Origin of the sequence: Phenylobacterium sp. LjRoot225, assembly GCF_964252855.1 — a bacterium.
In the GTDB taxonomy this organism is placed as follows: domain Bacteria; phylum Pseudomonadota; class Alphaproteobacteria; order Caulobacterales; family Caulobacteraceae; genus Phenylobacterium.
In genome coordinates this window covers 562680-588893 of the sequence record NZ_CAXUPL020000001.1, presented here as the reverse complement: position 1 = coordinate 588893, position 26214 = coordinate 562680, and the positions used below count along the sequence as shown (strand labels likewise).

The window sequence follows — 26214 nt, the reverse complement described above, 5'->3', positions numbered from 1 at the left end:
GGAGCCAGCGATGACCAAGCTAGACGAGAAGGGCCAACGCGGCCTGGCCGTGATCAGCAGCATGATGGGGGCGGAGTACGGCGAGAAGCTCGAAGCCTCCGCCACCTCCGGCAAGTTCGGCTGCGACATCACGCGGATGGCTCTGGACTACTCCTTCGCTGACAGCTGGGGCCGCGAAGGCCTGGCCCGGCGCGAGAAGAGCCTGGCGGTCATCTCCGCCCTGATCGCCCTGAAACAGCCCGCCGAGCTCAGGAACCACGTCAAGATCGGCGTGGCCAACGGCCTCACCGTGGCCGACTTCGAAAGCCTGCTCGTCCAGCTCTCCTCCTATGTGGGCTTCCCCTGCATCGCCACCGCCCAGACCGCGGTCATCGAGGCGCTGCGCGAGGTGGGCATGGATCCGGATGTGAAGACCTCCGAGGAGCGGGGGCTCCTCTAGCCATGGCCGACGCAGCGCTCGACGCCGACCTGGTCGCCTTTGTCCGGCAGGCGAAGGACCGCCAGGAGATCCTCGACTGCCTGCACCGCTACACCCGCGGCGTGGACCGCCATGACAAGGCGCTGATGCTGTCGGCCTACCATCCCGACGCGATCGACCAGCACGGGGTGGCGGAGGCCCAGGCGGAAGAGTTCTGCGATTGGGCGATCGGCTGGCACGGCGAGTTCCAGACCAAGCACCACCACGTCATCGCCAACCACACGGTCGAGATCGACGGCGACACCGCCCACGCCGAGACCTACTACATCTTCTGGGGCGAGAACCGCGAGGGTCCGCCCAGCCTCTGCTTCGGCCGCTACATCGACCGGCTCGAAAAGCGCGAAGGACGCTGGGCCATCGCCCACCGCGTCTGCCTGAACGAAAAGATCGGCCACTTTCTCGACGCCGACCTGCCCGAGGCCTGGGCGAAGGCCGCGGCCTCGACGGGTCCGTCCACCCGCGACCGCAGCGACCTCTCCTACGTGCGGCCGCTGATGGACGGGAAGCTGCGGGAGAGCTGAGGCGCGCGAACGCCCCCTCCGGCGCTGGAGCATTTTCACACGATTTCGAACAGCGCCGCCGCGCCCATGCCGCCGCCGATGCACATGGTCACCACCGTGGTCTTGGCCCCGCGACGCCGGCCCTCGATCAGGGCGTGGCCGGTCAGGCGCGAGCCGGACATGCCGAAGGGGTGGCCGACGGCGATCGCGCCGCCGTCGACGTTGAGCCGCTCGGGCGGGATCCCCAACCGGTCGCGGCAGTAGAGGACCTGGCTGGCGAAGGCCTCGTTCAGTTCCCAGAGGTCGACGTCCTCGACCTTGAGGCCGGCGCGATCGAGCAGCCTAGGCACGGCCAGCACGGGGCCGATCCCCATCTCGTCCGGCTCGCAGCCGACGACCTGCATGCCGCGATAGAGGCCGAGGATCGGAACGCCCCGCCGGACCGCCTCGTCGGCGTCCATCAGCACGCAGACGCTGGCCCCGTCGGAGAGCTGGCTGGCGTTGCCGGCGGTCACGAAGCCGCCATCGCGGACCGGCTTCAGCCTGGCCAGCGCCTCGAGCGTGGTGTCCGGGCGATTGCCCTCGTCCTGGGCGAGCGTGAGCTCCTCCTGGCCGGTCACGGCGCCGGTCTTGTCGACGACGTTCTTCACCACCCTGATCGGCGCGATCTCCTGATCGAGCCGACCGGCCGCCTGCGCCGCGGCGGTGCGCTGCTGGCTCTCGACCGAATAGGCGTCCTGGGCCTCGCGGCTCACGCCATAGCGCCTGGCGACGATGTCGGCCGTCTCGATCATGGCCATGTAGATGTCCGGCCGATGCTCGGCCAGCCACTCGTCCTTGGCGCGGAAGGTGTTGCGGTGCGGGTCCACCAGCGAGACCGTCTCCACCCCGCCAGCGACCTGCACATTCCCCTCCCCCGCGCGGATCCGCTGGGCGGCGAAGGCGATCGTCTGCAGGCCCGAGGCGCACTTGCGGTCCAGGGTCACGCCGGCCACGGAGACCGGCAGCCCCGCGCGCAAGGCCGCCTGTCGGGCGATGTTCGAACCCACCGCGCCCTCGCACCTGGCCGAGCCCAGCAGCACGTCCTCGACCTCCGCCGGATCGAGACCGGCGCGCGCGAGCGCGGCGGTGATCACATGGGCCGCCATGCTCGCGCCGTGGATGTTGTTGAGCGCCCCGCGGTGGGCCTTGCCGATCGGGGTGCGCGCGGTGGCGACTATGGCGGCGTCCTTCATGCCCAGGTCGTAGGTGAACCGCGTGCGCGCCCGCAATCCGCGCGGGATTTCATCACCCTCTTGATCAGTTCCCGCCCGCTTTGACTTGAGCCGGGTCATGGCGGACTCCGGAAGGCGAAGACCTGCGCGGAGCAACTCATGACGGTCCATTTCGAGCGGCAGGACGCGGTGGCGATCGTCACCCTCGACCGGCCGGAGACGAAGAACGCCATCACGCCTGAGATGCGCCGCCAGCTGTGGGAGGCGTTCGAGGACATCGCCCTGGATCACGAGATCCGCGCGGTCGTGCTGACCGGGGCGAACGGCGATTTCTGCTCGGGCATGGATGTCGGCGGCATGGGCCGCGGCGGCGTCGTCGGGTCCATGGACCGCATGCACACGCTGAACCGCATCTCCCGCGCCATCCACAGCTTGAACAAGCCCACCATCGCCGCCGTGCCGGGCGTCTGCGTCGGGGTCGCCTGGGCCTACGCCATGTGCTGCGACTTCGTCCTGGCCTCGGAGAAGGCGCGCTTCGCCCTGATCTTCCGCAACATCGGCCTGGCGCCGGACGGCGGCTCGTTGTGGCTCTTGCGCCAGCAGCTCGGGGCCATGAGGACCAAGGAGCTGGCCTATTCCGGCCGGATGGTGGGCGCCGAGGAAGCGCTGGACCTGGGGTTGGCGCTTGAGGTCCTGAAGCCCGACCAGCTGCTCGAGCGCGCCCTGGAGCTCGCCCGATCCCTGGCCGAGGCGCCCACGGTCGCGCTCGGATTCGCCAAACGGCAGGTCGACCTCGCCGCGGCGACCAGCTTCGACCAGTACCTCGACGTCGAATCACTGATGCAGCCGATCGCCAGCCGCACCGAGGACCACGAGGAGGGCCTCAAGGCCTTCCGCGAACGCCGCAAGCCGGCCTTCAAGGGGGCCTGAGCATGATCCACCCGGAGATGGAGTGGCGCGCGCACCTGGCCGAGGGCCGCTTCATGATCCAGCGCAGCCGCTCGACCGGCGGCTACGTCTTCTATCCCCGCATCGCCGAGCCCCGGACCGGGGCCGAGGATCTCGAATGGGTGAACGCCAGCGGCCGCGGCGCGGTGCATGCGGTGACCGTCGTGCGCAAGAAGGACCCGGCCGACAGCTACACTGTGGCCCTGATCGATCTGGCGGAGGGTCCGCGGATGATGTCGCGCGTCGACGGCCTGGCGCCCGACGCCGTCGTCATCGGCCTGCCAGTGCAGGCCCGCATTGTGACCGAAGGCGACCAGCCGCTCGTCGTCTTCGTTCCGGCCTGACCATGGCGCACGGATTTTCCCGGGCCCGCACCGCTATCGTCGGCGCCGCCACCTTCGGCGTCGGCGGCTGCGCCAACGTCTCCGCCGTCGACATGACCGCCAAGGCCGCCCTGCTCGCCCTGGCCGACGCCGGCCTTGAGCTGAGCGACGTCGACGCGCTCTACACCTCGGCGCCTTACGAGGCGCTGGGCGGGCTGGAACTGGCGGAATATCTCGGGATCACGCCCAAGGTCACGGACTGCAACCGCACCGGCGGCTCGGCCTTCGAGGTCTATGTTCAGCAGGCGGCGCTCGCGCTGGACGCCGGGCTGATCGACTGCGCCCTGATCGCCTACGGCTCCAACCCCCAGAGCCATCCGCCGGCGGGGGTCGGCATGACGCGCCAGTCACCGTGGGAAGCGCCCTACCGGCCGCTGGCGCCGCTCTCGTCCTATGCGCTGGCCGCCAGCCGGCACATGCACCTCTACGGCACGACCCGCGAACAGCTCGCCGAGGTGGCGGTCGCCGCGCGCAAATGGGCGCAGCTGAATCCCGAGGCGGCCGTGCGCGAGCCGCTGACGATCGCCGACGTCCTGAACGCGCGGATGGTGTCGGACCCGCTGACCGTGCGCGACTGCTGCCTGTTCAACGACGGCGCGGCGGCCGTGGTGATGGTCCGCGCCGACCGCGCCCGCGACTGCGCCAAGCGCCCGGTGGCCGTGCTGGGCGCGGCCCACACGGTGACCCATCGCGAGATCTCGTCCATGCCGGACCTGACCGTGACCGGCGCGGCGATTTCAGGCGCCCAGGCCTTCGCCCAGGCCGCTTGCGGCCCGGCCGAGGTCGACCTGGTGATGGTCTACGACGCCTTCACCATCACTCCGATCCTGTTCCTGGAAGACCTCGGCTTCTGCCCTAAGGGCGAAGGCGGCCGCTTCGTGCAGGGCGGCGCCGTGGCGCCGGGCGGGCGACTGGCGATGAACACCAACGGCGGCGGCCTCTCCTGCGTGCACCCGGGGATGTACGGGCTCTTCCTGCTGGTGGAGTGCGTCCGGCAGCTGCGCGGCGAGGCGGGCGACCGACAGTTGCAGAAGGCGGACATCGCCCTCGCCCACGGCAACGGCGGCGTCCTGTCCAGCCAGGCCACGGTGCTTCTGGGGACGACAGCGACCATATGAAGATCAGTAGAGGAACCGCGCCATGAGGCTCGAGCTGAAACCCCTTTCGCCGCACCTCGGCCTTGAAGTCGTCGGCGTCGACCTGAGCCGGCCGATCGACGAGCCGACCCGCGACGCCATCCTCGACGCCTGGATCCGCGCCGGTGTGCTGCTGTTCCGCGGCGCCGGGACCAGCGACGAGGTCCACATGCGCCTGAGCGCCGTCTTCGGCGAGATGGAGCCGGCGGCGACCGCGGACATGAACCGGCCGGACAACCCCTATCTGATGACCCTCGCCTACGACCCGGAGGACCGCGCCCCGAGATTCGCACAGCACTATGAGCTTGACGGGATCGTCCGGGCCGGCTGGCTCGGCTGGCACTGGGACCAGAGCTTCATGCCGACCATCGTCCGCGGCGCGGTGCTGTGCATGAAAGAGCCCTCGCCGGAGATGGGCGAGACCGGCTTCATCGACGCGGTCGCCGCCTATGACCGGCTCTCGCCCGAGCAGAAGGCGCGGATCGAGGGGCTCGAGGTCGTCTACGAGTTCAACCCGGACATGGCCTCGGGCCAGTTCGGCTTTCCGCCCGAAATCCGCGCCTACCGGCCGGCCGACGCTCCCCCGCGAAGCGAAAAGACCTATGACTTCCCGCCCTGCGTCCACCCGCTGGTGATCACCCAGCGCGAGACGGGCCGGAAGGTTCTGAAGCTCTCGCCGATGCACGCGCGCTACATCCTGGGCCTGGAGAAGGCCGAGAGCGACGCGCTGCTGAACGAACTCGCCGGCGTGCTGTGCGACGACCGCTACGCCTATTTCCACAGCTGGGGCCGCGACGACATGATCGTCTGGGACAACTGGCGGGTCATCCACTCGGCCAAGGGCGTGCCGCTGCACTGCCGCCGCCGCGCCGAGCGCACCACCATCATGGGCGACTACAAGGTCGGCCGCTATCTCGATCCAGAGCTGGACCGCGACCGCAAGGTCAAGCGGATCGTCGACTGAGGTTCCTCCCTTCGGGCGACGTGATTGACCCATCTGGCGCCGCCGAGCCCTCTCCCCGCAAGCGGGAGAGGGCTATTATCGCGGCGCCCTCGCCCGCAGCCTGATGCGGCCGTCGCCGAACGGCGCGTCGCGATTCTTCAGGGCGTCCTTCAGCCCGAGCTCGGCCATGTCCTGGCGGAAGCGGTCGCGCCGCGGGCCTTGCGAGAGGTGCGCGCGGGCGTCGAGTTCGGCGGCATAGCGCTGCGAGAGCCTGGCGCCGGCCAGCTCCATCTGCATGTTCACCACCCGCTTGTGCGTAGCCAGGATCTCGGCGTCGACGCAGGCGATCCGGCGGGCGAGCTCGACCGCACGGTCCTCAATCTCCTCGGCGGGATAGGCCTCCAGCACCAGGCCGATGCGGGCGGCGTCGAGGCCGCTGATGACGTCGCCGGTGAACAGCATCCGCTTCGCCCACTGCGGGCCGCAGTGGTAGAGCCACAGATTGGTCGGCGGCGTCCCGTTGGCCCGCGCCGCGGGAAACCCGATCTTGGCGTCGTCGGCCGCCAGCACGATGTCGCACGAGAAGGCCAGGTCCGTGCCGCCGGCCAGGCAGTTGCCCTGCAGCTTGGCGACGATCGGCTTGTGCAGGTCGAGCATGATCAGCGTCAGCTCCTGCTGGCGCTCCAGATGCCAGATGTCGTCATCGAGCGTGCCCGCCCGGGTGCGATACTGCGCGGGATCATAGTCCGCCGTCTCGGCCCCGCCCCCGCCGTAGCTGTCCGTCAGGTCGTAGCCGGCGCAGAAGTCCTTGCCCGCACCGTCCAGCAGGATGGCGTGCACATCCGCCCGGTCGTCGGCCTCGAGCAGCGCCTGATGCAGTTCGGCGAGCATCCGCCCGCTGAGGGCGTTGCGCTTCTCAGGCCGGTTGAGGGTGATCCGCGCGACAGAGTCCGAAACCTCGAACTTCAGCGTCTCGGTCGTCTTTAGCCATTTGCGGTTTTCGCCCACGTTCAACTCCCTGCGGCAGCCTGGCTCCCCGACCTAATTGCTGAGATTTCCCTCCGCTCGCCTAGGTCGGAGGCGGGCGCGACCGAGGGACATCACCTGCGTGATCGCTGCGCCGCCGCTCAATGGCGGCCGCCGGCGACCTCGAGGTCGCGCCCCGTGATCATCCCCGCCTCGTCGCTGCTCAGGAAGAGGACCGACGCGGCGATCTCCTCCGGCGTCACGGCGCGGGCGATCACCTGGGCCTCGCCGGCGATGGCGTTCTGCTGCTCGACGCTGAACATCCGTGCGATCAGCGGCGTGGCGGTCAGGCCCGGCGAAACGCTGTTCACCCGGATCCCGTCGGCCGCGTGGGCGCAGCTCGCATAATGGCTGAGCTGGATGACGCCGGCCTTGGCCGCCGCATAGGCCGGAGACGCCGCGGGCGTGAAGATCTTCCCCGACATGGAGGCGGTGTTGACGATCGTCCCGCCGCCGGCGGCGCGCATCGCCGGAACCTCATGCTTCATGCTGAGAAAGGTCGAGGTGAGCGTGGTGGCGAGTGTCCAGTCCCAGTCCACCCGCGTCATGGTCTCCAGCGTCCCCTCGCGCGAGAGGCCGACGTTGTTGAAGGCGTGCCGCAGCGGGCCGTGACGGGCGACCGCCTGTTCGACCATGCTGACGATGGAGTCCTCGTTCGTGGCGTCGGTGCGCTGGGCGAATGCGACGCCGCCCAGCGCGCGGATCTCCTCGACCGCCTCTCCGGCGGCGTCCGCATCGAGATCGGCGACCAACACCCGGCCGCCCTCGCGGGCGAAAGCCAGGGCCGCGGCCCGGCCGATCCCCGAGCCGCCGCCGGTGACCAGGATGGAGCGACCCTCGAAACGAAGCGCTTTCATGGATGGTCCTCCGGAAACCTCAGGTGAGCCGCTGCAGATTGGCGGGGTCGAAGGGTGCGAACGGCTCGCCCGCCCGCGCCTTGCAGAACCAGTCCGCATCGTTCAGCACCGAACGACCGACGGCGACCAGATCGAATTCACCGCGCTCGAAGCGCTCGACGACCCGCGGCAGGTTGTCGGCCGAGGCCTGGCTGTCGTCGATGTGCTTGGCGGGGCCGGCGGCCTTGCCGAGCCCCACGCCGCCGACGGTCATCGACGGCCTGCCGGTCAGAGCCTTGGCCCAGCCCGCGAGGTTCAGCGACGAGCCCTCGAAGATCGGGGTGTCGAAGAAGCGCTGGCTGGCGTCGAAGAGGTCGACACCGGCATCGGCCAACGGCCCCAGCAGGGCTTCCAGCTCGTCGGGAGACGCCGCGATCTGCGCGCGGTAGTCCTGCATCTTGAACTGCGAGAGGCGCAGGGCGATCGGCATCTCCTCGCCGACCTCCCGGCGGATCGCCCGCACCACCGCACAGCCGAACTCGGCGCGGGCGCGCAAGCCCCCGCCCCAGCGGTCCGCCCGCCGGTTGGTGACGCCCCAGAGGAAGCTGTCGATCAGGTAGCCGTGCGCGCCGTGAATGGCGACGCCGTCGAAGCCGAGCGCCTTGGCGTGGCGCGCGGAGAGCGCATAGGCCTCGACTGCCTCCTGGATCTCGGAGTCGGTCATCGCCCGGGTCTCGGGCAAGGCGCGGCTGCGGGTCTCCTGGGGAATCGAGATCACTCCGTCGTCGGGGCCCCAGACGCCAGATGGGCGCAGGCCCCCCATGGCGTCGTCGCCGGCGTGCTCGACGTTCCACATCGGGCCCTGGTGCCAGAGCTGCGGCCAGATCACCCCGCCCGCGGCGTGCACCGCCTCGACCACCGCCTTCCAGCCCTGCAGCGCCGCCTCGCCGTGGAGTCGGGGCACGCCCGGATGGTCGACCGCCAGCGGGTGGGCGACGGCCGCCCCCTCGGTGACGATGAGGCCCAGGCCCGAAGCCGCGCGGCGGGCGTAGTAGGACGCGACCTCCGGCGTCGGGATCCCGCCGGGGCTCATGTAGCGGGACATGGGCGCCATCACGACCCGGTTCGCCAGCCGGCAGCCGCGCAGCTGCAGCGGCGTCAGCAACGGGTCGACCGACGTTGCGTCCGGCGAGCGGATTGCGGGGTCAGCGCTGGAGGAACTCGGGGCGGCGTTTCTCAAGGAATGCTCTTCGCTTTTCGGCGCTGTCCTCGGTGGACTGGCTCATGAAGATGGCGCGGTTTTCGAGCTCGATCGCGGCTTCCAGACTGCCGGCGCTGGCGTTCAGCCACATGCTCTGTTTGGTGAGGGCGATGCCGATCGGGCTGTTCAGCTGGATCTGGTCGGCCAGGGCCAGGGCCTCGTCCATCAAGGTCTCGTCGGCCACGGCGCGCAGGATCATGCCGATCGAGGCCGCCTCCTCGGCCATGACCGGCCGGCTGGTCAGCAGGATCTCCGCTGCGCGCTGCGCGCCGACGGCGCGCGGGAGCATGTAGCTCACCCCAAGCTCATGCCCGGTTCCGGCGTTGTGGAAGGCGTTGACGAACTTGGCCGATCGCGCCGCGATCGTCAGGTCCGCCGCCAGGGCCAGCGCATAGCCCACGCCGGCCGCGACGCCGTTGACCGCGCAGATCACCGGCTGGGGAAGCCCGCGGAGACGCTGCGGGATCTCGCCGAGCCTGGCGACGATCGCCCGGACCATCTGCGCCTTGCCCTGACCCTGCGCGACCCAATCGGGATCGCCGCTGGCGCGCAGATCGTGGCCCGAGCAGAAGCCCTTCCCCGTCCCGCTCAGCACCACCACCCGGACGTCAGGATCAAAGCGCAGCCGCTCCAGAACGGCGAGCAGCTCGGCGTACATTGCATAGGTGAAGGCGTTGAGCGTGTCCGGCCGGTTCAGGGTCAGTCGGCAGACGCCGGGCGCCGGGCTGTCCTCGATGATGTCGCTCATGGCCTCTCTGTCCGCGAAGCTCGCACCCCACTATCGCGGAGCGGTCCGGCGGGGGCGAGCGCCCAACCGCTCGGAGGGCCAGCAGATCAGGCTTGTGATGCCCTCGGGCGGCCCGCTGACATGCGACCGCGATGTCTTATCACCGGAGGGGCTCGGCCAAAGACGGAGGCGATCGTGGGCCAACTGCCGCTCGACAACATCAGGGTGCTCGACCTGACCCGCGTCCTCGCCGGCCCGCTGGCGGCGCAGATGCTGGGCGACCTGGGCGCCGAGGTGATCAAGGTCGAGCGCCCGCTCTCCGGCGACGACGCGCGCGTGTTCGGCGAGCCCTACCTGCGCGACGCGGAAGGGCGCGCGACGCGCGAGAACGCCTTCTACCTGTCGGCCAACCGCAACAAGACGTCGGTCTCGATCAACATCGCCGACCCGCGCGGGGCCGATCTGGTCCGCCAGCTCGCCGCCCGGGCCGACGTGTTCATGGAAAATTACAAGGTCGGCGACCTCGCCCGCTACGGCCTCGACTACGAGGCGATCCGGGCGATCAACCCGCGCATCATCTACTGCTCGGTCACGGGTTACGGCCAGAGCGGCCCCGACGCCAAGAAGCCCGGCTACGACGCGGTGTTCCAGGGCCGGGGCGGACTGATGAGCGTCACCGGCCTTCCCGACCACAAGCCGGGCGGCGGCCCGATGAAGGTCGGACCCAGCATCGTCGACGTGATCACCGGGCTGAACGTCTCCAACGCCCTGCTGGCGGCGCTCTACCACCGCGATGCGCAGGGCGGCGTGGGCCAGCACCTGGATATCGCCCTACTCGACTGCGTGGTGGCGGCGCTGTCGCACTACGCGCAGATCTATCTGACGTCCGGCGAGGTGCCGGTGCGCAAAGGCACCCAGGGCAATGGCGGCATGCCGTCGAGCCTGTTTCCCTGCCGCGACGGCGCGATCATGCTGACCGCGGGCAACGACGTGCAATATGTCCGCCTGTGCGACGCCGTCGAGCGGCCTGACCTGGCCACGCACGAGCTGTTCCACACCAACAACCTGCGCGTCGCCAACCGCGAAGCCCTGACCGAGGCGTTCGACGCCATCTTCCGCCAGAACACGGTGGCGTACTGGCTGGAGCGGCTGGAGTCCTTCGGCATCCCCTCGGGGCCGATCAACGACATCGGCCAGGTCTTCGCTGATCCGCAAATCCGGCACCGGGGCATGGCCGTCTCGACCCCGCATCCGCTGGCGCCGGAGCTGCGCGTGGTGGGCAGCCCGCTGCGCTTTTCGGCCACGCCGATCGAGCGCTACGTCGCCCCACCGATGCTGGGCGAGCACACCTTCGAGGTGCTCGGCCGCGAGCTCGGCCTCGACCGCGCCGCCCTGGAGGCCCTGCGCGCCGAGGCCGTGATCTAGCGGCGCCGCTCCCTCAGGCGGACCACCGCAGGTTCAAGCGCGCGTAGGAGATGTTCACCCCCGCCTGGAAGGTGAGCTCCGGCTCGGCGAGTTCAAAGTCGGGAATGCGGCGAAGCCATTCCTCGAGGAAGATCCCCAACTCCGAACGGGCGAGCGCGGCGCCGACGCAGCGATGCGGGCCCTGGCCGAAGCTGCCGACGCTGTGGATCCGTCGTGAGAAGTCCACCTTCAGCGGGTCCGGATAGGTCTCGTCGTCGAAATTCAGCATCGGCGGCGGCGCCATGACTTGATCTCCGGCGCGGATCGGCGCCGGTCCCAGCTGGATGTCGCTGACGCACATTCGGCCGGCGCCGGCGGTGACCGTCGGAAACCGCCGAAGCAGTTCGTCGACCGCCGAGGCCAGGATGGCCGGCTCTTCGCGGAGCTGGCGGCGGTGGGCGGGATTCTCGGCGAGGAAGCGGGCGAAGAAGCCCAGGGTGTTGGCCACCGAATCCAGGCCGCCGATCAGAAGCAGCGTGCACATGCTATGCAGCTTGTCTTCGGACATGCGTTCACCGTCGACCTCGCGGGTCGACAGCCAGCTGATCAGGTCGTCCCCCGGCGCGGCGCGGCGCGCCTGCACGATGGGCTTGAGATAAGCGGCGAGGCCAGCGATCACCTCGGCCTTGTTGCTGCCCGGGCGGATGATCTTGGCGACTTCCTGCAGCAGCCCTTCGCGGTGTTCGAGCGGCAGGTCGACAAGCTTGAGGAAGACGATGATCGGCAGCTGGAAGGCGAAGTCCGCCATGAACTCGCACTGACCCTTCGGACGCAGGCTCTCGATCAGCTCGATCGCCAGCCCCCGCACGCCAGGCACAAGGTCCGCCACCGCCTTGCGCGACAGGCCCACCGAGAGATGGTTGCGGTACTTGGTATGTTCCGGGGGATCGAGCGCGATCGGCACGAAACCCTTCTCGGCATTGTTGCTGGCCGGAACCACCAATCGGCGGCTGGAGAAGGTCTCGCTGTCCTTCAGAACCTGGTTCGCCAGCGCCGCATCGGTCACGTACCAGTGACCTTCGTTGTAGCGGGTCCAGAAGACCGCCGGCGCACGCTTCTTGAGCTGGTAGAGCTCGGCGTAGAAGTCGGACCCCGGCGGACCCGGCGCATAGATGTCGTAGTCGTAGACGAGCTCGGCCGGAACGTGGTCCGGCACGATCGGATTCATTGCATAGGCGGGCACGTCGATTGTCTCCCTGAGCTGTCCTGGGCGCTCCCGCGGGTCCGGCGTGGCGCCCTGTCCGCCGCCCAGGCGCTCAGCGCGTCCCATAGCCGCCGACGCGTGGAGGCGAAGTTGTGCATGTGGGCCATCTGCGGAACCACCAGCAGACTGACGTCGCGCGACGCCGGGAAGGCGCCCGGCTCCGCGTGCGGGTCGGGGCTGACGTCCCGCTCCCCGTAGCCCAGGAAGACCGGCGCTTCGACGGATGCGGCTTCCGCGGCCACGAAACCGGGCGACATCATCGCCACGACGCAGTTCGGAAGGGTGAGGCTGCCGAAGGGCGGGGCGCTGCGACGAAGCGGATATCCGCCCCGCATGTCGGCCTCGACGATGTCCGCCGGCACGTCGCCCCAGTGGAAGGGATAGACGAAGTCCGCCACCTCCGCGCTGGAGCGCGCGACGGAGAGCTCGGCCGCCGACGTCGTGCGCGAGTACTGGTAGTGCGCCTTCGCCGCTTCGAGATCGAAGATCGTGCGCTGCGGCAGCACCGTGTGGATGGCGCTGTAGCCCAGCACTCCGATCGCGTCGAAGGTGCAGTGTCGCCCCTGCATGATGATGGTCACGCCGCCGCCCATCGACTGGCCGATGCCAACGTGCAGGGCCTGCGGGAGGGCGGGAAACCCTTCGCAGAGGCGGCCGGTCTCGATGAGGTGCTGGACCTCCAGAACGGCTTCGTTGTTGGCGTCCGCGATGTCCTCGATGGACAGGGCGGCGAGGCCGGCGACATCGCTCTCGCCCACGCCCAGGTGATCGTAGGCGACGACCACATGGCCCTGGGCGGTATGGTGCTCAGCCTGACTGTAGCCCGGGCGGCCGTCAAAGGTCATGTCGTAATAACCGCGGCTGTAACCCCCGCCTGGCGAAGCGAAGATCACGCATCCGCTAAGTTTATCGCCCTCCGGCAGAAACGCCGTCATGGCAATCCGCTCATGCGCGGCTCGGATCTGGATGGTCCTCATGGGGATATCCTCCGAGCTGCAGAATAGCGCGCCCTGGGTACTTTCGCAGAAATCATCGAGCACTGTTCTTCAGCAATCACACCCTTGATGAAGCTCTGCAGCTAAGCCGCCTGGCGGATCAGGTCGGAGGCCTTCTCGGCGATCATCACGGTCGCGGCGTGGGTGTTGCCGGACACGATCGCCGGCATGACCGAGGCGTCCACGACGCGCAGGCCGCTCACGCCGTTCACGCGCAAGCTGGGATCGAGCACGGCGTCCTTCTGGCCGCCCATCGCGCAGGTCCCGGTCTGGTGGTAGCCGGTCGAGCCGGCGGCCCGGGCGAAGGCCAGCAAGTCTTCGTCCGAAGCGGCCGCGGCCCCGGGCGTGAGCTCATGATCGACGTAAGGCGCCAGCGCCTGCTGGGCGATGACCCGCCGCGACCAGCGCAGGGCCGCGACCATGGCCCGCTGATCGGCCAAATCCTCCAGGAAGTGCGGGGCGATCGCCGGAGCCTGCCGGAAATCGGGAGAGGCCGCGTGCACCGTCCCCTTTGAGCGAGGACGCATCACATAGCCGCCGATCGTCAGCCCGGGCTCCGCCTCCATGGTCATGGCGCCCTTCCTGACGTGAGCCTCGAAGTCGACCGTTGCCGGGCTGGCGAAGAATTGCAGGTCGGGCAGGTCGAGGGCGGGATCGGATTTCAGGAAGGCCGTCAGGTTCGACCCGCCGGCCGCAAGGAGGCCCTTTCGGAAAAGGGCGAAGCGGGCGGCCTGACCGAGCAGGCCGAAGTCTCGGGAAAGCGCATTGAAGCTCGGCGCCCCGCGCTTCAGGCGCGCGCGCACCATGGCGGCGTAGTGGTCCTGGAGGTTTTCGCCCACCCGGGGACTGTCGGCCACCACCGCGATGCCCAGTTCTCGGAGGCGCTCGGCCTGGCCCACGCCGGAGAGCTCCAGCAACTGCGGCGAGTTGATCGCCCCTCCGCTCAGGATCACCTCCCGGCGCGCGCGCACCGTCCGCATCACCCCGTCCTGCAGGTATTCCACGCCGACGGCGCGTTGGCCGTCGAACACGACGCGCGCCGCGAGGGCCTGGGTGAGCACGCGCAGGTTGGGGCGCTTCATGGCGGGATGCAGATAGGCCGCAGCCGCCGAGCGGCGCAGTCCGTTGCGAATGTTCAGCTGGATCTTCGACACGCCTTCGCGCGTCGTGCCGTTCAGGTCCTCGCTCATCGGGGCGCCGGCTTCGCGGAAGGCCTCGAACATGCGGTCGAGCATAGGGTGAGCCATGGGCGAGTCGCTGATGTCGAGGCCGCCGCCCCCGGGACCCGCGGACACGCCCTGCCGCCGTTCGACCCGCCGGAATATCGCCTCGACCTCGGACCAGGACCAACCCGCGCAGCCCAGCTGGCGCCAGCCGTCATAGTCCTCCGGAAGGCCGCGCACATAGATCATGCCGTTGATGGACGACGAGCCGCCCAACACCTTGCCGCGAGGAAAAGCGTGCCGGCGGCCGTTCGTACCGGGATCGGGCTCGGTCTGGTAATTCCAGTTGACCTTCGGGTCCGCCAGCATGCGGGTGAAGCCAGCCGGAATGTAGATGTTCATCTTGCTGGAAAGCTGGCTCGGGTCCTTCCAGGGGCGGTCGTCGCCGCCGGCCTCGAGCAGCATGACCTTCGTAGACCCATCGGCGGTCAGCCGGTTGGCCAGGACGCAGCCCGCAGAACCTGCGCCGACGATCACATAATCGGCTTCCAGCACCACCATGCTCCTCCCCCGTGATGTCGGTCCCAACCCTTAAGAACCTCCGCTATTTCAAGTTTTTGAGCCGGAGGAAGCAGGCTGGGCGCCGGCGCAACGCATCAGCTTTAGGGCGCCGCCCGGGACCCGGCGAGAGGGCGAGGCTCACATCATCGATGTGATGGATCGGGCCCGGGGCTTCATCGCAGCCTCGCGCACGGCTTACCCATGTCGTCCCTGCAGACAGGATCCCGCACGTGCCGCCAAGCTTCTCCCTCTCCGGTCGGACCGCGCTCGTGACCGGCGCCTCGCGCGGCCTGGGGCGGGCGATCGCGCTGGGCCTGGCCGCCGCCGGCGCCGAGCTGATCCTGGCCGCGCGCGACGAGGCGAAGCTGCAGGGGGTGGCCGACGAGATCGTCGCGTCGGGCGGCAAGGCGCGGACCGCGGTCTTCGAGCTCGGCGACGCCGCCGCCGTGGCGCGCGCCAGTGACAGCCTGCTGGCGTCGGGCGCGCAGGTCGACATCCTGGTGAACAACGGCGCGATCGCCGGCTGGGGCGGCCTGGACAGCTCCACCCTCGACCAGTGGCGGACCATGTTCGAGGTGAACGTCACCTCGATGTACCTGCTCTGCCAGGCCTTCTCCAAGGGGATGGCCGCGCGTCGCTGGGGGCGGATCATCAACTTCGGCTCCTATGTCTCGGAAACCGGCCGCCCCAACCTGGCCGCCTATACGGCGAGCAAGCATGCGGTGCTGGGACTGACGCGCTCGGTCGCGGCCGAGCTCGCGCCGCACGGCGTCACCTGCAACGCCATCGCGCCCGGCTTTTTCGACACCGACATGGCCGCGCCCACCGTGGGCGATCCGCAGCGGTCGAAAATCTTCCGCGACGCCATCGCCATGGGGCGGTTCGGCGATCCGGCGGAGATCGTCGGGCCGGTGCTGTTCCTCGCCACCGAGGCCTCCTCCTACGTCACCGGCCACATGCTGAACGTCGACGGCGGCGTCGGCGGAATCCTGTCGCTGCCCGTCGTGGTCGAGACCTGAGCGCCACGCCGCTCCGCCCTGCCCCAAACCTGAGGTCCGAGATGAATCCCAACGCCGTCGAACTCGCCTACCCGGACCAGTTGTTCATCGGCGGCGCCTGGGTCCCGCCGCAGACCTCCGCCTCGATCGAGATCGTCTCGCCCTCCGACGAGACCCTGGTCGGGCGTGTGGCCGAGGCGCGCCAGGCTGACGTGGACCGCGCGGTGGCCGCGGCCCGGCGCGCCTTCGACGAGGGCCCCTGGCCGCGCATGACGGGCCCTGAGCGCGCCGCGGTGCTGCGCCGGATCGGCCAGCGGGTCGGCGAGCGGGCGGACCAGTTCGCCCGCGCCTGGGCCGTGCAGGTCGGCATGCCCTACGCCTATGCGGCGGCCACCGCGCCGTTCTCGAAGGGCTATTTCGACTATTTCGCCGGCCTGGCGGAGCAGGGCTTCGAGGAGCTGCGCACGCCCGCGCAGGGCGGCGCCTGCGTGGTGGTGCGCGAGCCGGTCGGCGTCACCGCCGCCATCGTGCCGTGGAACGCGCCGCTGGCGACCACGCTGCTGAAGGTGGCGCCGGCGCTGGCGGCCGGCTGCACGGTGGTCGTAAAGCCCTCGCCCGAGACGCCGCTCGAAGCCCTGCTGCTGGCGGAGTGCGCGGCCGACGCCGGCCTGCCCGACGGCGTGCTCTCCGTCCTGCCGGCCGATCGCGAGGTCTCGGAATACCTGGTCCGCAGGCCGGAGATCGACAAGGTGAGCTTCACCGGCTCGACCGCCGCCGGCCGCCACATCGGGGCGATCTGCGCGAGCCGCATGGTCCGCTACACCGCCGAGCTCGGCGGCAAGTCCGCGGCCATCGTGCTGGACGACGCCAAGATCGAGACCATCGTCGCCGGCATCCTGCCGAACCTGATCAGCCTCACCGGGCAGCAGTGCGCCGCCTTCAGCCGGATCCTGGTCTCGCGCCGCCGCCAGGCGGAGGTGACCGAGGCGCTGGCCGCGGCGTTCCGCGACATCAAGGTCGGCGACGCGTTCGACGCGCAGACCCAGATGGGCCCGCTGGTGAGCAGCCGGCAGCGCGACAGGGTCTGCGGCTACATCGCCAAGGGCGCCGAGCAAGGCGCCCGGCTGGTGACGGGCGGCGGCCGGCCCGCGCACCTGCCCAAGGGCTGGTTCGTCGAGCCGACCCTCTTCGAGGGGGCCAACGACATGACCATCGCCCGCGAGGAGATCTTCGGCCCCGTGGGCGTCGTCATCGCCTATGACGACGAGGAGCAGGCGATCGCCATCGCCAACGACAGCGACTACGGCCTCTCCGGCGCTGTGTTCACCGAGGACGTCGAGCGCGCCTACGCCGTCGGCCGGCGCATCCGCACCGGCAATTTCGCGATGAACGGGCGAGTGATCGACTTCACCCTGCCCTACGGCGGCTTCAAGCAGTCAGGCGTCGGCCGCGAGGGCGGCGTCGAAGGCCTGCACGGCTTCACCGAGGTCAAGACCATCTGCCTGCCGCGGCCGCCGGGGCATCTCGGCGGCTGAGGACGCCGCCGCTTCGCGATCCCCTTCCTCCCCAGTGGGACAGGGCACGGCGCTTCAAGGCGTCACGCGGCCCCGCCGCGCGACGTCTCGTCTTCCGGTGTGCATGGGTCCCGGTTTTCGCTGCGCGAAACCGGGATGACAGTCGTGGGAGAACCGCTCAGCTCACGAACGTCGCCTCCGCCAGCCTGCGGGTATGCCAGTCGATGTCGCCGAACAGCTTCTCGATCGTCAGGAGCCGGCGGAAGTGGTGGCTGATCGCATACTCGTCGGTGATCCCGCAGCCGCCGTGCACCTGGACGCCGTTGCGCGAGACCACCTGGCCCGCCTCGGCGATGACGATCTTCGCCGCCGACACCGCGGCGACCCGCGCGTGGCTCTCCTGATAGCTTCCGGAGATCGCTTGGTAGAGCATCGACCGCGCCTGATAGGCGGCGATGAACATATCCGAGAGCATGTGCTGGACCGCCTGGAACGAGCCGATGCTGACGCCGAACTGCTTGCGCTCCCGGACGTAGTCGCCGCAGATCTTGAGGCAGGCCTCCATCGAGCCCACCGCCTGGGCGAGTTGCGCGACGCAGGCGCGATCCACCGCCTCCTCCAGCAGCCCCGGCCCGGCGTTCGGGCCGGCGATCAGCGCGCCTCGTCCCACGACCACGTCGCGCAGGACCACGTCGGCCGCGCGGCCGCCGTCGATCAGCGGATAGGGGTCCAGCAGCACGCCCTCGGCGTCGCGACCGACCAGGAACAAGGCCGCCCCGTCCTCGCCCTCCAGCTCCGCCGAGACGATCAGCTTGTCGGCGGACGGCGCGTCAAGGACGATGATCTTGCGCCCGTTCAGCAAGAAGCCGCCGCCGGTGCGGATCGCCACCGTTTCCGCCGCGTCGGCCGCCAGCGGGTCGCGTCCGGGCTCGGCGTGCGCCAGGGCCAGCAGCAGGGCGCCCTCCGCCACCTCGGCCAGGAGGTCGTCCCTTCCTTCGGCGCCGGCCAGGATATGGCTGCAGAGCACGGCGGTGCTCACATAGGGCTCCGTCGCCAGCGAGCGCCCCAGGGCGATGTTCAGCAGGGCGATGTCCTCCAGGGATCCGCCCAGGCCGCCGACCGATTCCGGGAGCGGCAGCGCCAGCCAGCCCAGCTCGGCGAAGCCCGCCCAGCGCGCCCGGTCGAACCCGTCCGGGGTGAGACGCTGGGCGCGCCAGTACTCCACGCCGGCCTGCTCGCCGAGGAAGCGCTCGGCGCTGTCGAGCAGCATCTGCTGGATGTCGGATTTGGCGAAATCCATAGGTCTTTTTCGATCCGTCAGAGGTCGTAGGCGAGTTTGGCGAGGATGTTCTTCTGCACCTGCTTGGTCCCGCCGTAGATGGTCGCCGCCCGGGTGATCAGGGCCACCGTGGCGCGGCTAGCGGCGTAGTCCGGCCATACGGCGCTGGGCGCCGGCGGGTGGGGCGGCGGGAAGTACCGCAGCGCCTTCGGCCCGAGCGCGTCGAGCTGCAGGGTGGTGATCTCCTGCTGCAGCTCCGATCCGCGGATCTTCAGCACCGAGGCGGCGGCGGCCTCCGGATAGCCGGTCTCCTCCTTGGCCAGCACGCGCAGGACGGACCATTCGAGCGCCAGGAGGTCGGCCTTCAGCTTGGCGAACCGCGCCTGAAACCGCGGGTCTTCCGCCAGCGGCGCGCCTTCGACGATCTCGCCGCGCGCGATCTCCAGCAGGCGGTCGAGCTCGCGCTTGCTCCAATAGATGAAGGAACTGGCGGTGCGTTCGTGCTCGAGCAGGAATTTGGCGTAGGTCCAGCCCATGCCGGGCTCGCCGATCAGCTGGTCGGCCGGGACCTCGACGTTCTCGAGAAAGATCTCGCAGACATGGCCCTCGCCGTTGATCTGCGGGATTTCCCGCACCGTGACCCCAGGCGTGTCCAGCTTGATGATCAGGAAGGAGATCCCGCGCTGCGGTTTCACCGAGCGGTCGGTGCGGACCAGGAAGAACCCCCACTCCGCCTCGGAAGCGCCGCTCGTCCAGATCTTCTGGCCGTTGACCACATAGACGTCGCCGCGCAGCTCCGCATAGGTCCGCAGCGAGGCGAGGTCGGAGCCGGAGCCCGGCTCGGAGAAGCCCTGGGCCCAGTTGTAGCGCCCCTCCCGGATCGCCGGCAGGAACCGGTCCTGCAGCGCCTTCGAGCCGAAGGTGTAGAGCACCGGCCCAAGCATGTGCGTGCCCGCCCAGTCGAACTCGGGGGCGTCCGCCGCATAGAGCTCCTCGTTGAAGACGAAGAGCTGCTGGGGCGACCAGCCGCAGCCGCCGAATTCGACCGGCCAGTGCGGCGCCGAGCGGCCATGGCTGTGCAGGATCCGCATCCATTCCAGCTGGTCTTCGACGATGGCGTTGTTGCGGACCTTGGTGCGATGACGCGCCTGGATCTCGCGCGGGAGGACTTCGGCGATGAACTGCCGGATCTCGCCGCGAAAGCGCTCCAGGTCCGGGTCGTGCTGCAACTGCATGGAAGTCTCGGTCGTCCTTGGCGTAACGAGAGATTTGTCGGGCGCCCGCGAGCTGCGGGGAACCCACCCGGGCATGCCATCAGCTATCTGATGGTGTGGCTCCGGAACTGGCCGCGCGCGTCCGCATCGGGAAGCTCCATGATAGGCCAGCGGAAAGGCCCGCCGTGGCGGGACCTCATGTGAGGTGGGAGGAGCAGATGACAGGCAGGCTTGCGGGCAAGGTGGCTGTGATCACCGGCGCCGGTCAGGGCATCGGCCTTGGGATCGCTCGGGCCTTCATCGCCGCGGGCGCGGACCTGGTGATCACCGGGCGCGACGAAGGCAGGCTGGCGCGGGCCGCGGAGGAGCTCGCCGCCATTGGCGGCCGGGTCGCCGCCAGCGCCGGCGACGCCGGCGATCCGGCCGCCGCCCAGCGCGCGGTGCAAACCGCCCTCGACCGGTTCGGCGGTCTCGACGTGCTGGTGAACAACGCCCAGAGCTCCAAGCCGGGCACGCCGCTCGAGGAGACCGACGAGGCGACGCTGCGGATGACGCTGGGCTCCGGCCTGTTCGGAACCTTTCACCACATGCAGGCGGCCTTCCCTCACCTCCAGGCGCGCGGCGGCGGATCGATCATCAACTTCGGCTCGCGGGAGGGGATCTTCGGCGGCGTGGGCTTCGGCGCCTATGCGGCCACCAAGGAGGCTATTCGCGGTCTCTCACGCGTGGCGGCGCGGGAGTGGGGGCGGCACGGCGTGCGCGTGAACGTGCTCTGCCCGGCCGCGCTCAGCCCGAAGGCCGTCACCTACCTTGAGGAGCACCCGGCGGAGGCCGAGATGTACCGCAGGGAGATCTCGCTGGGGCGGTTCGGCGATCCCGAAGACGACATCGGGTCGGTCGCCCTGTTCCTGGCCTGCGACGACAGCCGGTATGTCACGGGCCAGACGATCAATGTGGATGGGGGCCAGATGATGCTCTGAGGCGCAGCGCGCGGATCAAGGACGCCAAAAGAAAAACGAGACGGGAAACGCCATGTCTGCCGAAGCGCTGAGACTGCCGGAGGCCGAGGACCTCGAGGTTCACGACGTCACGCCACGCGGCGAGCTGGAGTCCTGCAACCACCTGCTGGACGATCATTCGGCGCTGATCCGCTGCTATGAAGAGAACGGCTACATCCTTCTGCGCCAGGTGCTCGATCCGGCTTCGGTGGAGCGGGCGCGCGACGAGATGCTGGCGATCGCGGCCCGCCACGGCCTGGTCGCACCGGGCGACAAGGACGCGGTCTGGACCGGGGTTCCGATCAACATTTTCGAGGAGAGCCTTGAATTCAGCGGCATCTCCAGGCGGCTGATCGAGCACCCCGCAAATCTTCAGGTGATGGAGAAGGTGCTGGGCGAGCCCGCCTGCGCGGTGCCGATCGTGCAGTATCGTCTCTATCCGCCGAACGGCCCGATCACCCGGATCCACCAGGACGGTTTCTACAGCCCGGGAATCCTGGACTACAAACCGGTCTGGGCGCCGCTGACGCCCTGCCAGCGTGAGCTTGGCGGGTTGATGCTGGCCGTGGGCCAGAACAAGCGCGGGTATTTCCACAATCTCGCCAAACCGTCCTTTCCGGTGCCGACCGGCGTCGTCCCGGACGAGAGCTGGGCGACCACGGACTATATTCCTGGCGATGTGCTCATCGTGCATCCCTTCACCCCGCACGCCAGCCGTCCGAACAACTCCAACCGCCTGCGCGTCACCTTCGACACCCGCGTCCAGTCGGCCAGCCGCCCGAGCGCTGTCGCCGTCACCGTGAAGGCGGTTACGCCGAGATCGGTCACGGTCGAGACCGACGCCTTTGGAGAGCGCACCTACGGCGTGGACGCCCAGACCTTCATACGGGTGCTCGACCCTGGCGTCCGCGAACCCTTCCACAGCTTCGCCCAGGTGACCAAGCCCGGCATGCGCCTGGTCCTGGTCACCGAGGGTGATCGCGCGGTCATGCTGCGCCAGGCGGCCGAAGGCTGACCCTTCAGGAGATGAGGCGATGAACCAGCGGCTGAAGGACAAGGTCGCCGTCGTGACCGGGGCCGGGCGCAACATCGGCCGGGCCGAAGCCCTGCTGCTCGCCGCGCAGGGCGCCAAGGTGGTGGTGAACGACCTCGGCGGCGGGCCCTACGGGACCGAGGCGGGCGATGTCAGCGTCGCCGAGGCCGTCGCGCGCGAAATCCGCGACCTCGGCGGCGAGGCCGTGGCCGAAACCTCCAGCGTGGCCTCGCTCGAAGGCGGGGCTGCGGTGGTGGACCGGGCGATCGAGGCCTTCGGCCGGATCGACATCCTGGTGAACAACGCCGGCATCGTGCGGCCGGCGCGGATCGATCGCATGACCGAGGCGGACTGGAACCTCTGCCTCGACGTCAGCCTGAAGAGCAGTTTCGCCACCATCCGCGCCGCCGCTCCGCACATGATCGCCCAGCGCTCGGGGGTGATCGTCAACACCGGCTCGCCCTCCGGCTTCGGTCACTGGGGGATGAGCAACTATTCCGCCGCCAAGGAGGGGCTGATGGGCCTCACCCGGACGGTGGCGCGCGAGCTCGGCGAGTTCGGCGTGCGCTGCAACCTCATTCGCCCCGTCTCGCACCTGACCACCACCCACACGCCGGAGATCGACCAGACGATCCGGGAAGCCGCCCGCCTGGGCATCCCGCTCCTGTGGAACCGGCCGATGAGCGCGCCGCGCATGACGGCCCTGCCGGAGCATGTGGCCGCCCTGGCGGTCTGGCTATGCACGGCGGCCGCGGCGCAGGTGACGGGCCGCGACTTCTTCGTCCAGGGCGACGAGGTGGCGCTGCTGCCGGAGCCGGAAGCCATCCGCACCCTGTTCCAGCCCGGCGGCTGGACCCTGGAGGGCTTCGACGAGCCCGCCAACCGCGACTATCTCATCGGCGACATCCAGAATCGGTTCGTTCGGGAGGCTTGAGCGGGGGGGCAATTCAAGATTGTCCCGGCGCCCTGTTCGGAAAGCGAGCGCGCCACGCTCAGCCGGCAAAGCGCGCCCGCCGAATTTCCGGCCAGTTGATATCCGCCTTACTGCTGTAGCGCTCTCGCAGATACTCCAAGTCGGAGCACCAAAGCGCCACGGCGTGCCGCATGTTCGGCTGCGTGCTGTTCCTCCCGATTGTCAGGCCGTGGATGTGGGTGACCACGCGCTGCAGGCGCTCTTTCTTTTTGGGCACGCCCCACTCGGCTAGGTAAGAGGGCTCGAACGCTGGCATCAGCGGACCGAGGATGCAGCACTCCAAGTAAACACGCCGCAGGCTTTCAGTGAGCTTAGCCCGCTGCGCCACGTGATATCCATGCGCCGTGAGCGGGCTGCCCGCGGGCAGTTCGGACGTGTCGTCGTAAAGGTCGCCCCAGGTTATCGGCTGCCAGTCCCTGATATGGTCTTTGTCGCGGAGCACGGAGGTTCGCCGTCGGTCCCACTCCTCGTGTATCGCCTCAATGTAAGCGTCCACCATGGGCCAGCGGTCCCGGAAGCCGGGGTCGTGCCGCTTCCGTATGGCGTTACGCCACGATCCGGCGATTTCACCGAGATTCCACGTCGGAAGTAGATCGATCAGTTGACCGGTGCTCACGGCGACCCCGCACTGCTGTCGCGGCAAACATCGCAATCTCTGGCTGTGTTGCCAAGCCTGACGCGACGAGTGGGTGCAGGCGTCGCGCGCCGCCCCCTCACCCGCCCATGATCAGGCCATGCGCCGCGAGCGGCGCGATCGCGGTGACCCCGCCATCCACCGGCAGCTCCACGCCCGTGATGAAGCGCGCCTCGTCGCTGGCGAGGAAGGTGACGGCTGCGGCGACGTCCCAGGCGTCGCCTTCGATGCCGAGAGGTCCGACCTTGCGGCGCGTCTCGCGCATCTCCGCCGCCATCAGATGCTCGACGTGCGAGGTCATCACGTGGCCGGGCGCCACGGTGTTGGCGCGGATGCCGGCACGGCCATAGGCTGCTGCGATCTCCCGCGACAGCTGGGCCATCGCCGCCTTCGAGGCGCCATAGGCCAGCGAGCCGTGCGCGCGCATGCCGGCAATCGAGGAGATGTTGATGATCGCCCCGCCGCCGCCTGCCGTCATCGCCGGAACCGCGTAGCGGCTCATCAGGACGGCGCTCTTGAGATTGACGTCGAAGACACGCGACCAAAGCGCCTCGTCAAAAGAGTCCAACCGCGTCGGCGGCGAGATTCCGACATTGTTCACCAGCACGTCGAGCCGACCGTGGCGGCTCACGGTCTCGGCCACGAGGCGCTCGCAGTCGCCCGCCTGGCTGACGTCGCCGGCGACGGCGAAGGCCGCGCCGCCCGTGCGGCCGATGCGCTCCGCCGTGGCCTGGGCGCGGGCGAGGTCCAGGTCGGCGCAGCAGACCCGCGCCCCCTCGCCCGCCAGCACCGTGGCGATGGCGCGGCCGATGCCGATCCCCTCGCCTTCGGCCCCCGCCCCGGTGACGATGGCGACCTTCCCCTCCAGACGGCCGCCGTATCGCGTCGGTTCCGGCATGCTCTCTCCGCTCAGACGGTCTGTTCAGGGGCTGCGCGGCCCACCGCATGGTGCGCCGCCAGCCAGGCGAAGACAAAGGACGCCCCGATGCTCGCCCCGGCGCCGGGATAGCACCGCCCCATCACCGAGGCCGTCGAGTTTCCGGTGGCGTAGAGCCCGGGGATCGCCGTGCCGTCCTCGCGCAGCACCTGGGCGTGTTCGTCGGTGACGACGCCGCCGGCCGTCCCGACGTCGCCCGGGACCATCTTGAAGGCCAGGAACGGCGGCTTTTCGATCGCGCCGAGGTTGGGATTGGGTTTGACCGTCGGATCGCCGTACCAGGTGTCGTAAGCCCGCTCGCCGCGGTGGAAGTCCAGGTCCCGTCCGCTTCTGGCGAAGCCGTTGAACCGCTCGACCTCGGCCGACAGCGCGGCGGGATCCAGCCCCATCTTGGCGGCCAGCTCAGGAAGGGTGTCGGCCTTGAGCATGTAGCCTGAGCTTTCCCAGGCCGGCGGCGTGACGCCGGGAGGCTGGGTTCCCCAGGCGTAGCGTTTGCGGTGGCGGCTATCCATCACCACCCAGGCCGGCACGCCGGCGGCATAGAGCGCCTGGCCGTTGGCCATGTAGGACTGGCTCTCGTTCATGATCCGCTTGCCGCGCCGGTCGACCACGATGCAGTGCGGCTTGGAGAGGCAGGTGACGTGCATGAAGATCTGGCCGTCGGGCGGCAGGGTCCCGGGCACCCACCAGGCCTGATCCATCAGATCCAAAGCCGCGCCGTGAGCCTGGGCGATCTCGATCATCTCGCCGGTGTCACCTGGATTGGCGTTGGTCCACTCGGTGGAGGCGGGCTTCGGACCATATTTCTCCCGCAAGGCCTTGCTGTGCGAAAAGCCGCCGGCGTTGATCAGCACGCCGTCGCGGGCGCGGATCCGCAGGCGCCTGCCGTCACGCTCGGCGATCACACCCACCACGCGGCCGTCCTCTTCGATCAGGTCGACCACGCCGGTCTCAGTGCGGATCGGAATCCCCTTCTCCGCCGCGACCATCAACATGCGTCCCTGCAGCGAGCCGCCATAGCTCAGGATCGGCTTGCCAGTCCTGGCGGCCTTGCGCATGCGCCAGAGCAACATGGCGCCCTGGATCATCCCCGGCAGGGTGCGGGTGGCCAGGGTGATATCGCGGGTGTGCTCCACCGGCAGCGGCATGGCCATCGGTCCGAGGCGCAGCTTGTCGAACAGCGGCCCCATCTTGCGCGAATCCAGCATGGGCGCGCCCAGCGAGCGGCTGCGCGCGCACCCCCCCTCGAGATCGTCGTAATAGTCCGACCATCCCTCGGCCCGGACGAATTTCATGCCCTGGGCCTGCAGGAAGTCGATCATCGGCGGACCAGCCCGCAGGAAAGCTTCCTTGCGCGCGGGCGAAGCGCCCGGACCGGCGTCGTCACCGACGGCGGCGTCCATGTAACGGCGTCCCGCCTCCAGGCTGTCATCGACGCCGGCGGCCTTCTGCAAGGGGTGATTGGGGATCCAAAGAAGACCGCCCGACATCGCGGTCGAGCCGCCGATCTTGTCGGTCTTCTCGAGGATCAAGGGATGTCGCCCGATCGAGACGAGGAACAGCGCCGCCGCCATCGACCCTCCCCCCGAGCCGACGATCACGAAATCGGCGGTTTCATCCCAATGGCTGTCGCTCATTCCGTCCTGCCCGTCAGCTTCGATCCGGGAGGCGTCGCAGCCCGAGCCCGGCGACCGCCGATCACGCCAAGGCCGCGCCTCCCCAAGTATTTCTCTTCAGCTGGGTTCGACACCCGCCGCCTCTGGAGAGGCTAGCCCAGGCGGCGCCAAAACCCCCG

At 69.3% G+C, this 26214-nt stretch carries 25 protein-coding genes; 12 read left to right on the top strand and 13 right to left on the bottom strand.

Features of this window, described 5'->3' with window-relative positions; translation table 11 throughout:
- Positions 1 to 10: 10 nt before the first annotated feature.
- Together ACSQ2B_RS02810 and ACSQ2B_RS02805 are read left to right on the top strand one after the other, a co-directional pair.
- A complete protein-coding gene (locus ACSQ2B_RS02810; protein WP_436047141.1) occupies positions 11 to 439 on the top strand; it encodes a carboxymuconolactone decarboxylase family protein in 429 nt (142 codons plus the stop codon).
- Between the two features lie 2 nt (positions 440 to 441).
- A complete protein-coding gene (locus ACSQ2B_RS02805) occupies positions 442 to 999 on the top strand; it encodes a nuclear transport factor 2 family protein (protein WP_436047139.1) in 558 nt (185 codons plus the stop codon).
- A 35-nt stretch (positions 1000 to 1034) separates the two neighbouring features.
- Here ACSQ2B_RS02805 and ACSQ2B_RS02800 read toward each other — a convergent pair whose 3' ends face one another.
- Entirely contained in the window at positions 1035 to 2213 is a 1179-nt protein-coding gene (locus ACSQ2B_RS02800) for an acetyl-CoA C-acyltransferase (protein WP_436049562.1), read from the bottom strand.
- A 138-nt stretch (positions 2214 to 2351) separates the two neighbouring features.
- Here ACSQ2B_RS02800 and ACSQ2B_RS02795 point away from each other — a divergent pair, with 138 nt between their 5' ends.
- The 4 genes from ACSQ2B_RS02795 to ACSQ2B_RS02780 are packed head-to-tail and all read left to right on the top strand — an operon-like array spanning position 2352 to position 5623.
- Positions 2352 to 3122, top strand: a complete 771-nt coding sequence (locus ACSQ2B_RS02795) for an enoyl-CoA hydratase/isomerase family protein (protein ID WP_436047137.1) — start codon at positions 2352 to 2354, stop codon at positions 3120 to 3122.
- 2 nt (positions 3123 to 3124) lie between these two features.
- Positions 3125 to 3484 carry a Zn-ribbon domain-containing OB-fold protein gene (locus ACSQ2B_RS02790; protein ID WP_436047135.1) on the top strand — a complete coding sequence of 120 codons (360 nt, stop codon included), beginning with the start codon at positions 3125 to 3127 and terminating at the stop codon, positions 3482 to 3484.
- A 2-nt stretch (positions 3485 to 3486) separates the two neighbouring features.
- A complete protein-coding gene (locus ACSQ2B_RS02785; RefSeq protein ID WP_436047133.1) occupies positions 3487 to 4641 on the top strand; it encodes an acetyl-CoA acetyltransferase in 1155 nt (384 codons plus the stop codon).
- Positions 4642 to 4663: 22 nt separating this feature from the next.
- Complete coding sequence (locus ACSQ2B_RS02780) at positions 4664 to 5623, top strand: TauD/TfdA dioxygenase family protein (protein ID WP_436047131.1); 960 nt, start codon at positions 4664 to 4666, stop codon at positions 5621 to 5623.
- Positions 5624 to 5698: 75 nt separating this feature from the next.
- On the opposite strand, the gene ACSQ2B_RS02775 is transcribed toward ACSQ2B_RS02780, so the two are convergent.
- The 4 genes from ACSQ2B_RS02775 to ACSQ2B_RS02760 all read right to left on the bottom strand — a co-directional run bounded on the left by ACSQ2B_RS02775 (position 5699) and on the right by ACSQ2B_RS02760 (position 9473).
- Entirely contained in the window at positions 5699 to 6610 is a 912-nt protein-coding gene (locus tag ACSQ2B_RS02775; protein ID WP_436047129.1) for a crotonase/enoyl-CoA hydratase family protein, read from the bottom strand.
- Between the two features lie 119 nt (positions 6611 to 6729).
- Entirely contained in the window at positions 6730 to 7485 is a 756-nt protein-coding gene (locus tag ACSQ2B_RS02770) for an SDR family NAD(P)-dependent oxidoreductase (protein WP_436047127.1), read from the bottom strand.
- Between the two features lie 19 nt (positions 7486 to 7504).
- The gene (locus ACSQ2B_RS02765) at positions 7505 to 8704 is read right to left on the bottom strand and encodes an NADH:flavin oxidoreductase (RefSeq protein ID WP_436047124.1); all 1200 of its coding nucleotides are present in this window, start codon (positions 8702 to 8704) and stop codon (positions 7505 to 7507) included.
- Positions 8670 to 9473: an enoyl-CoA hydratase/isomerase family protein gene (locus tag ACSQ2B_RS02760; protein WP_436047122.1), complete on the bottom strand. Its 804-nt coding sequence runs from the start codon at positions 9471 to 9473 to the stop codon at positions 8670 to 8672. The genes ACSQ2B_RS02765 and ACSQ2B_RS02760 overlap by 35 nt, the downstream gene beginning before the upstream one ends.
- Before the next feature lie 174 nt (positions 9474 to 9647).
- On the opposite strand from ACSQ2B_RS02760, the gene ACSQ2B_RS02755 reads away from it, so the two are divergent.
- A complete protein-coding gene (locus tag ACSQ2B_RS02755) occupies positions 9648 to 10877 on the top strand; it encodes a CaiB/BaiF CoA transferase family protein (protein WP_436047120.1) in 1230 nt (409 codons plus the stop codon).
- A gap of 13 nt (positions 10878 to 10890) precedes the next feature.
- Here ACSQ2B_RS02755 and ACSQ2B_RS02750 read toward each other — a convergent pair whose 3' ends face one another.
- From ACSQ2B_RS02750 to ACSQ2B_RS02740, 3 genes are all read right to left on the bottom strand, one after another.
- Positions 10891 to 12099, bottom strand: coding sequence for a cytochrome P450 (locus ACSQ2B_RS02750; protein WP_436047118.1), 1209 nt, complete (start codon positions 12097 to 12099; stop codon positions 10891 to 10893).
- Complete coding sequence (locus ACSQ2B_RS02745; RefSeq protein ID WP_436047116.1) at positions 12081 to 13055, bottom strand: hypothetical protein; 975 nt, start codon at positions 13053 to 13055, stop codon at positions 12081 to 12083. The genes ACSQ2B_RS02750 and ACSQ2B_RS02745 overlap by 19 nt, the downstream gene beginning before the upstream one ends.
- 143 nt (positions 13056 to 13198) lie before the next feature.
- Positions 13199 to 14839 carry a GMC family oxidoreductase gene (locus tag ACSQ2B_RS02740; RefSeq protein ID WP_436047114.1) on the bottom strand — a complete coding sequence of 547 codons (1641 nt, stop codon included), beginning with the start codon at positions 14837 to 14839 and terminating at the stop codon, positions 13199 to 13201.
- Between the two features lie 230 nt (positions 14840 to 15069).
- Between ACSQ2B_RS02740 and ACSQ2B_RS02735 the strand changes: the two genes are divergently transcribed.
- A complete protein-coding gene (locus ACSQ2B_RS02735) occupies positions 15070 to 15858 on the top strand; it encodes an SDR family NAD(P)-dependent oxidoreductase (RefSeq protein WP_436047112.1) in 789 nt (262 codons plus the stop codon).
- 41 nt (positions 15859 to 15899) lie between these two features.
- Positions 15900 to 17372: an aldehyde dehydrogenase gene (locus ACSQ2B_RS02730; protein ID WP_436047110.1), complete on the top strand. Its 1473-nt coding sequence runs from the start codon at positions 15900 to 15902 to the stop codon at positions 17370 to 17372.
- A gap of 157 nt (positions 17373 to 17529) precedes the next feature.
- On the opposite strand, the gene ACSQ2B_RS02725 is transcribed toward ACSQ2B_RS02730, so the two are convergent.
- Together ACSQ2B_RS02725 and ACSQ2B_RS02720 are read right to left on the bottom strand one after the other, a co-directional pair.
- Positions 17530 to 18651, bottom strand: coding sequence for an acyl-CoA dehydrogenase family protein (locus ACSQ2B_RS02725; protein ID WP_436047108.1), 1122 nt, complete (start codon positions 18649 to 18651; stop codon positions 17530 to 17532).
- 17 nt (positions 18652 to 18668) lie between these two features.
- Positions 18669 to 19865, bottom strand: a complete 1197-nt coding sequence (locus ACSQ2B_RS02720; protein WP_436047107.1) for an acyl-CoA dehydrogenase family protein — start codon at positions 19863 to 19865, stop codon at positions 18669 to 18671.
- A gap of 197 nt (positions 19866 to 20062) precedes the next feature.
- Between ACSQ2B_RS02720 and ACSQ2B_RS02715 the strand changes: the two genes are divergently transcribed.
- From ACSQ2B_RS02715 to ACSQ2B_RS02705, 3 genes are read left to right on the top strand one after another with little or no spacing between them, the layout of a single operon-like run.
- Entirely contained in the window at positions 20063 to 20824 is a 762-nt protein-coding gene (locus ACSQ2B_RS02715; RefSeq protein ID WP_436047106.1) for an SDR family NAD(P)-dependent oxidoreductase, read from the top strand.
- Positions 20825 to 20876: 52 nt separating this feature from the next.
- Complete coding sequence (locus tag ACSQ2B_RS02710; protein ID WP_436047104.1) at positions 20877 to 21857, top strand: phytanoyl-CoA dioxygenase family protein; 981 nt, start codon at positions 20877 to 20879, stop codon at positions 21855 to 21857.
- Between the two features lie 19 nt (positions 21858 to 21876).
- A complete protein-coding gene (locus ACSQ2B_RS02705; protein ID WP_436047102.1) occupies positions 21877 to 22809 on the top strand; it encodes an SDR family NAD(P)-dependent oxidoreductase in 933 nt (310 codons plus the stop codon).
- A 58-nt stretch (positions 22810 to 22867) separates the two neighbouring features.
- Here the strand turns inward: ACSQ2B_RS02705 and ACSQ2B_RS02700 are convergent, their stop codons facing one another.
- The 3 genes from ACSQ2B_RS02700 to ACSQ2B_RS02690 all read right to left on the bottom strand — a co-directional run bounded on the left by ACSQ2B_RS02700 (position 22868) and on the right by ACSQ2B_RS02690 (position 26056).
- Positions 22868 to 23464, bottom strand: a complete 597-nt coding sequence (locus ACSQ2B_RS02700) for a hypothetical protein (protein ID WP_436047100.1) — start codon at positions 23462 to 23464, stop codon at positions 22868 to 22870.
- A gap of 97 nt (positions 23465 to 23561) precedes the next feature.
- Positions 23562 to 24380, bottom strand: a complete 819-nt coding sequence (locus tag ACSQ2B_RS02695) for an SDR family NAD(P)-dependent oxidoreductase (protein ID WP_436047098.1) — start codon at positions 24378 to 24380, stop codon at positions 23562 to 23564.
- 11 nt (positions 24381 to 24391) lie between these two features.
- Positions 24392 to 26056: an FAD-binding protein gene (locus ACSQ2B_RS02690; RefSeq protein WP_436047096.1), complete on the bottom strand. Its 1665-nt coding sequence runs from the start codon at positions 26054 to 26056 to the stop codon at positions 24392 to 24394.
- Between the last annotated feature and the right edge of the window lie 158 nt (positions 26057 to 26214).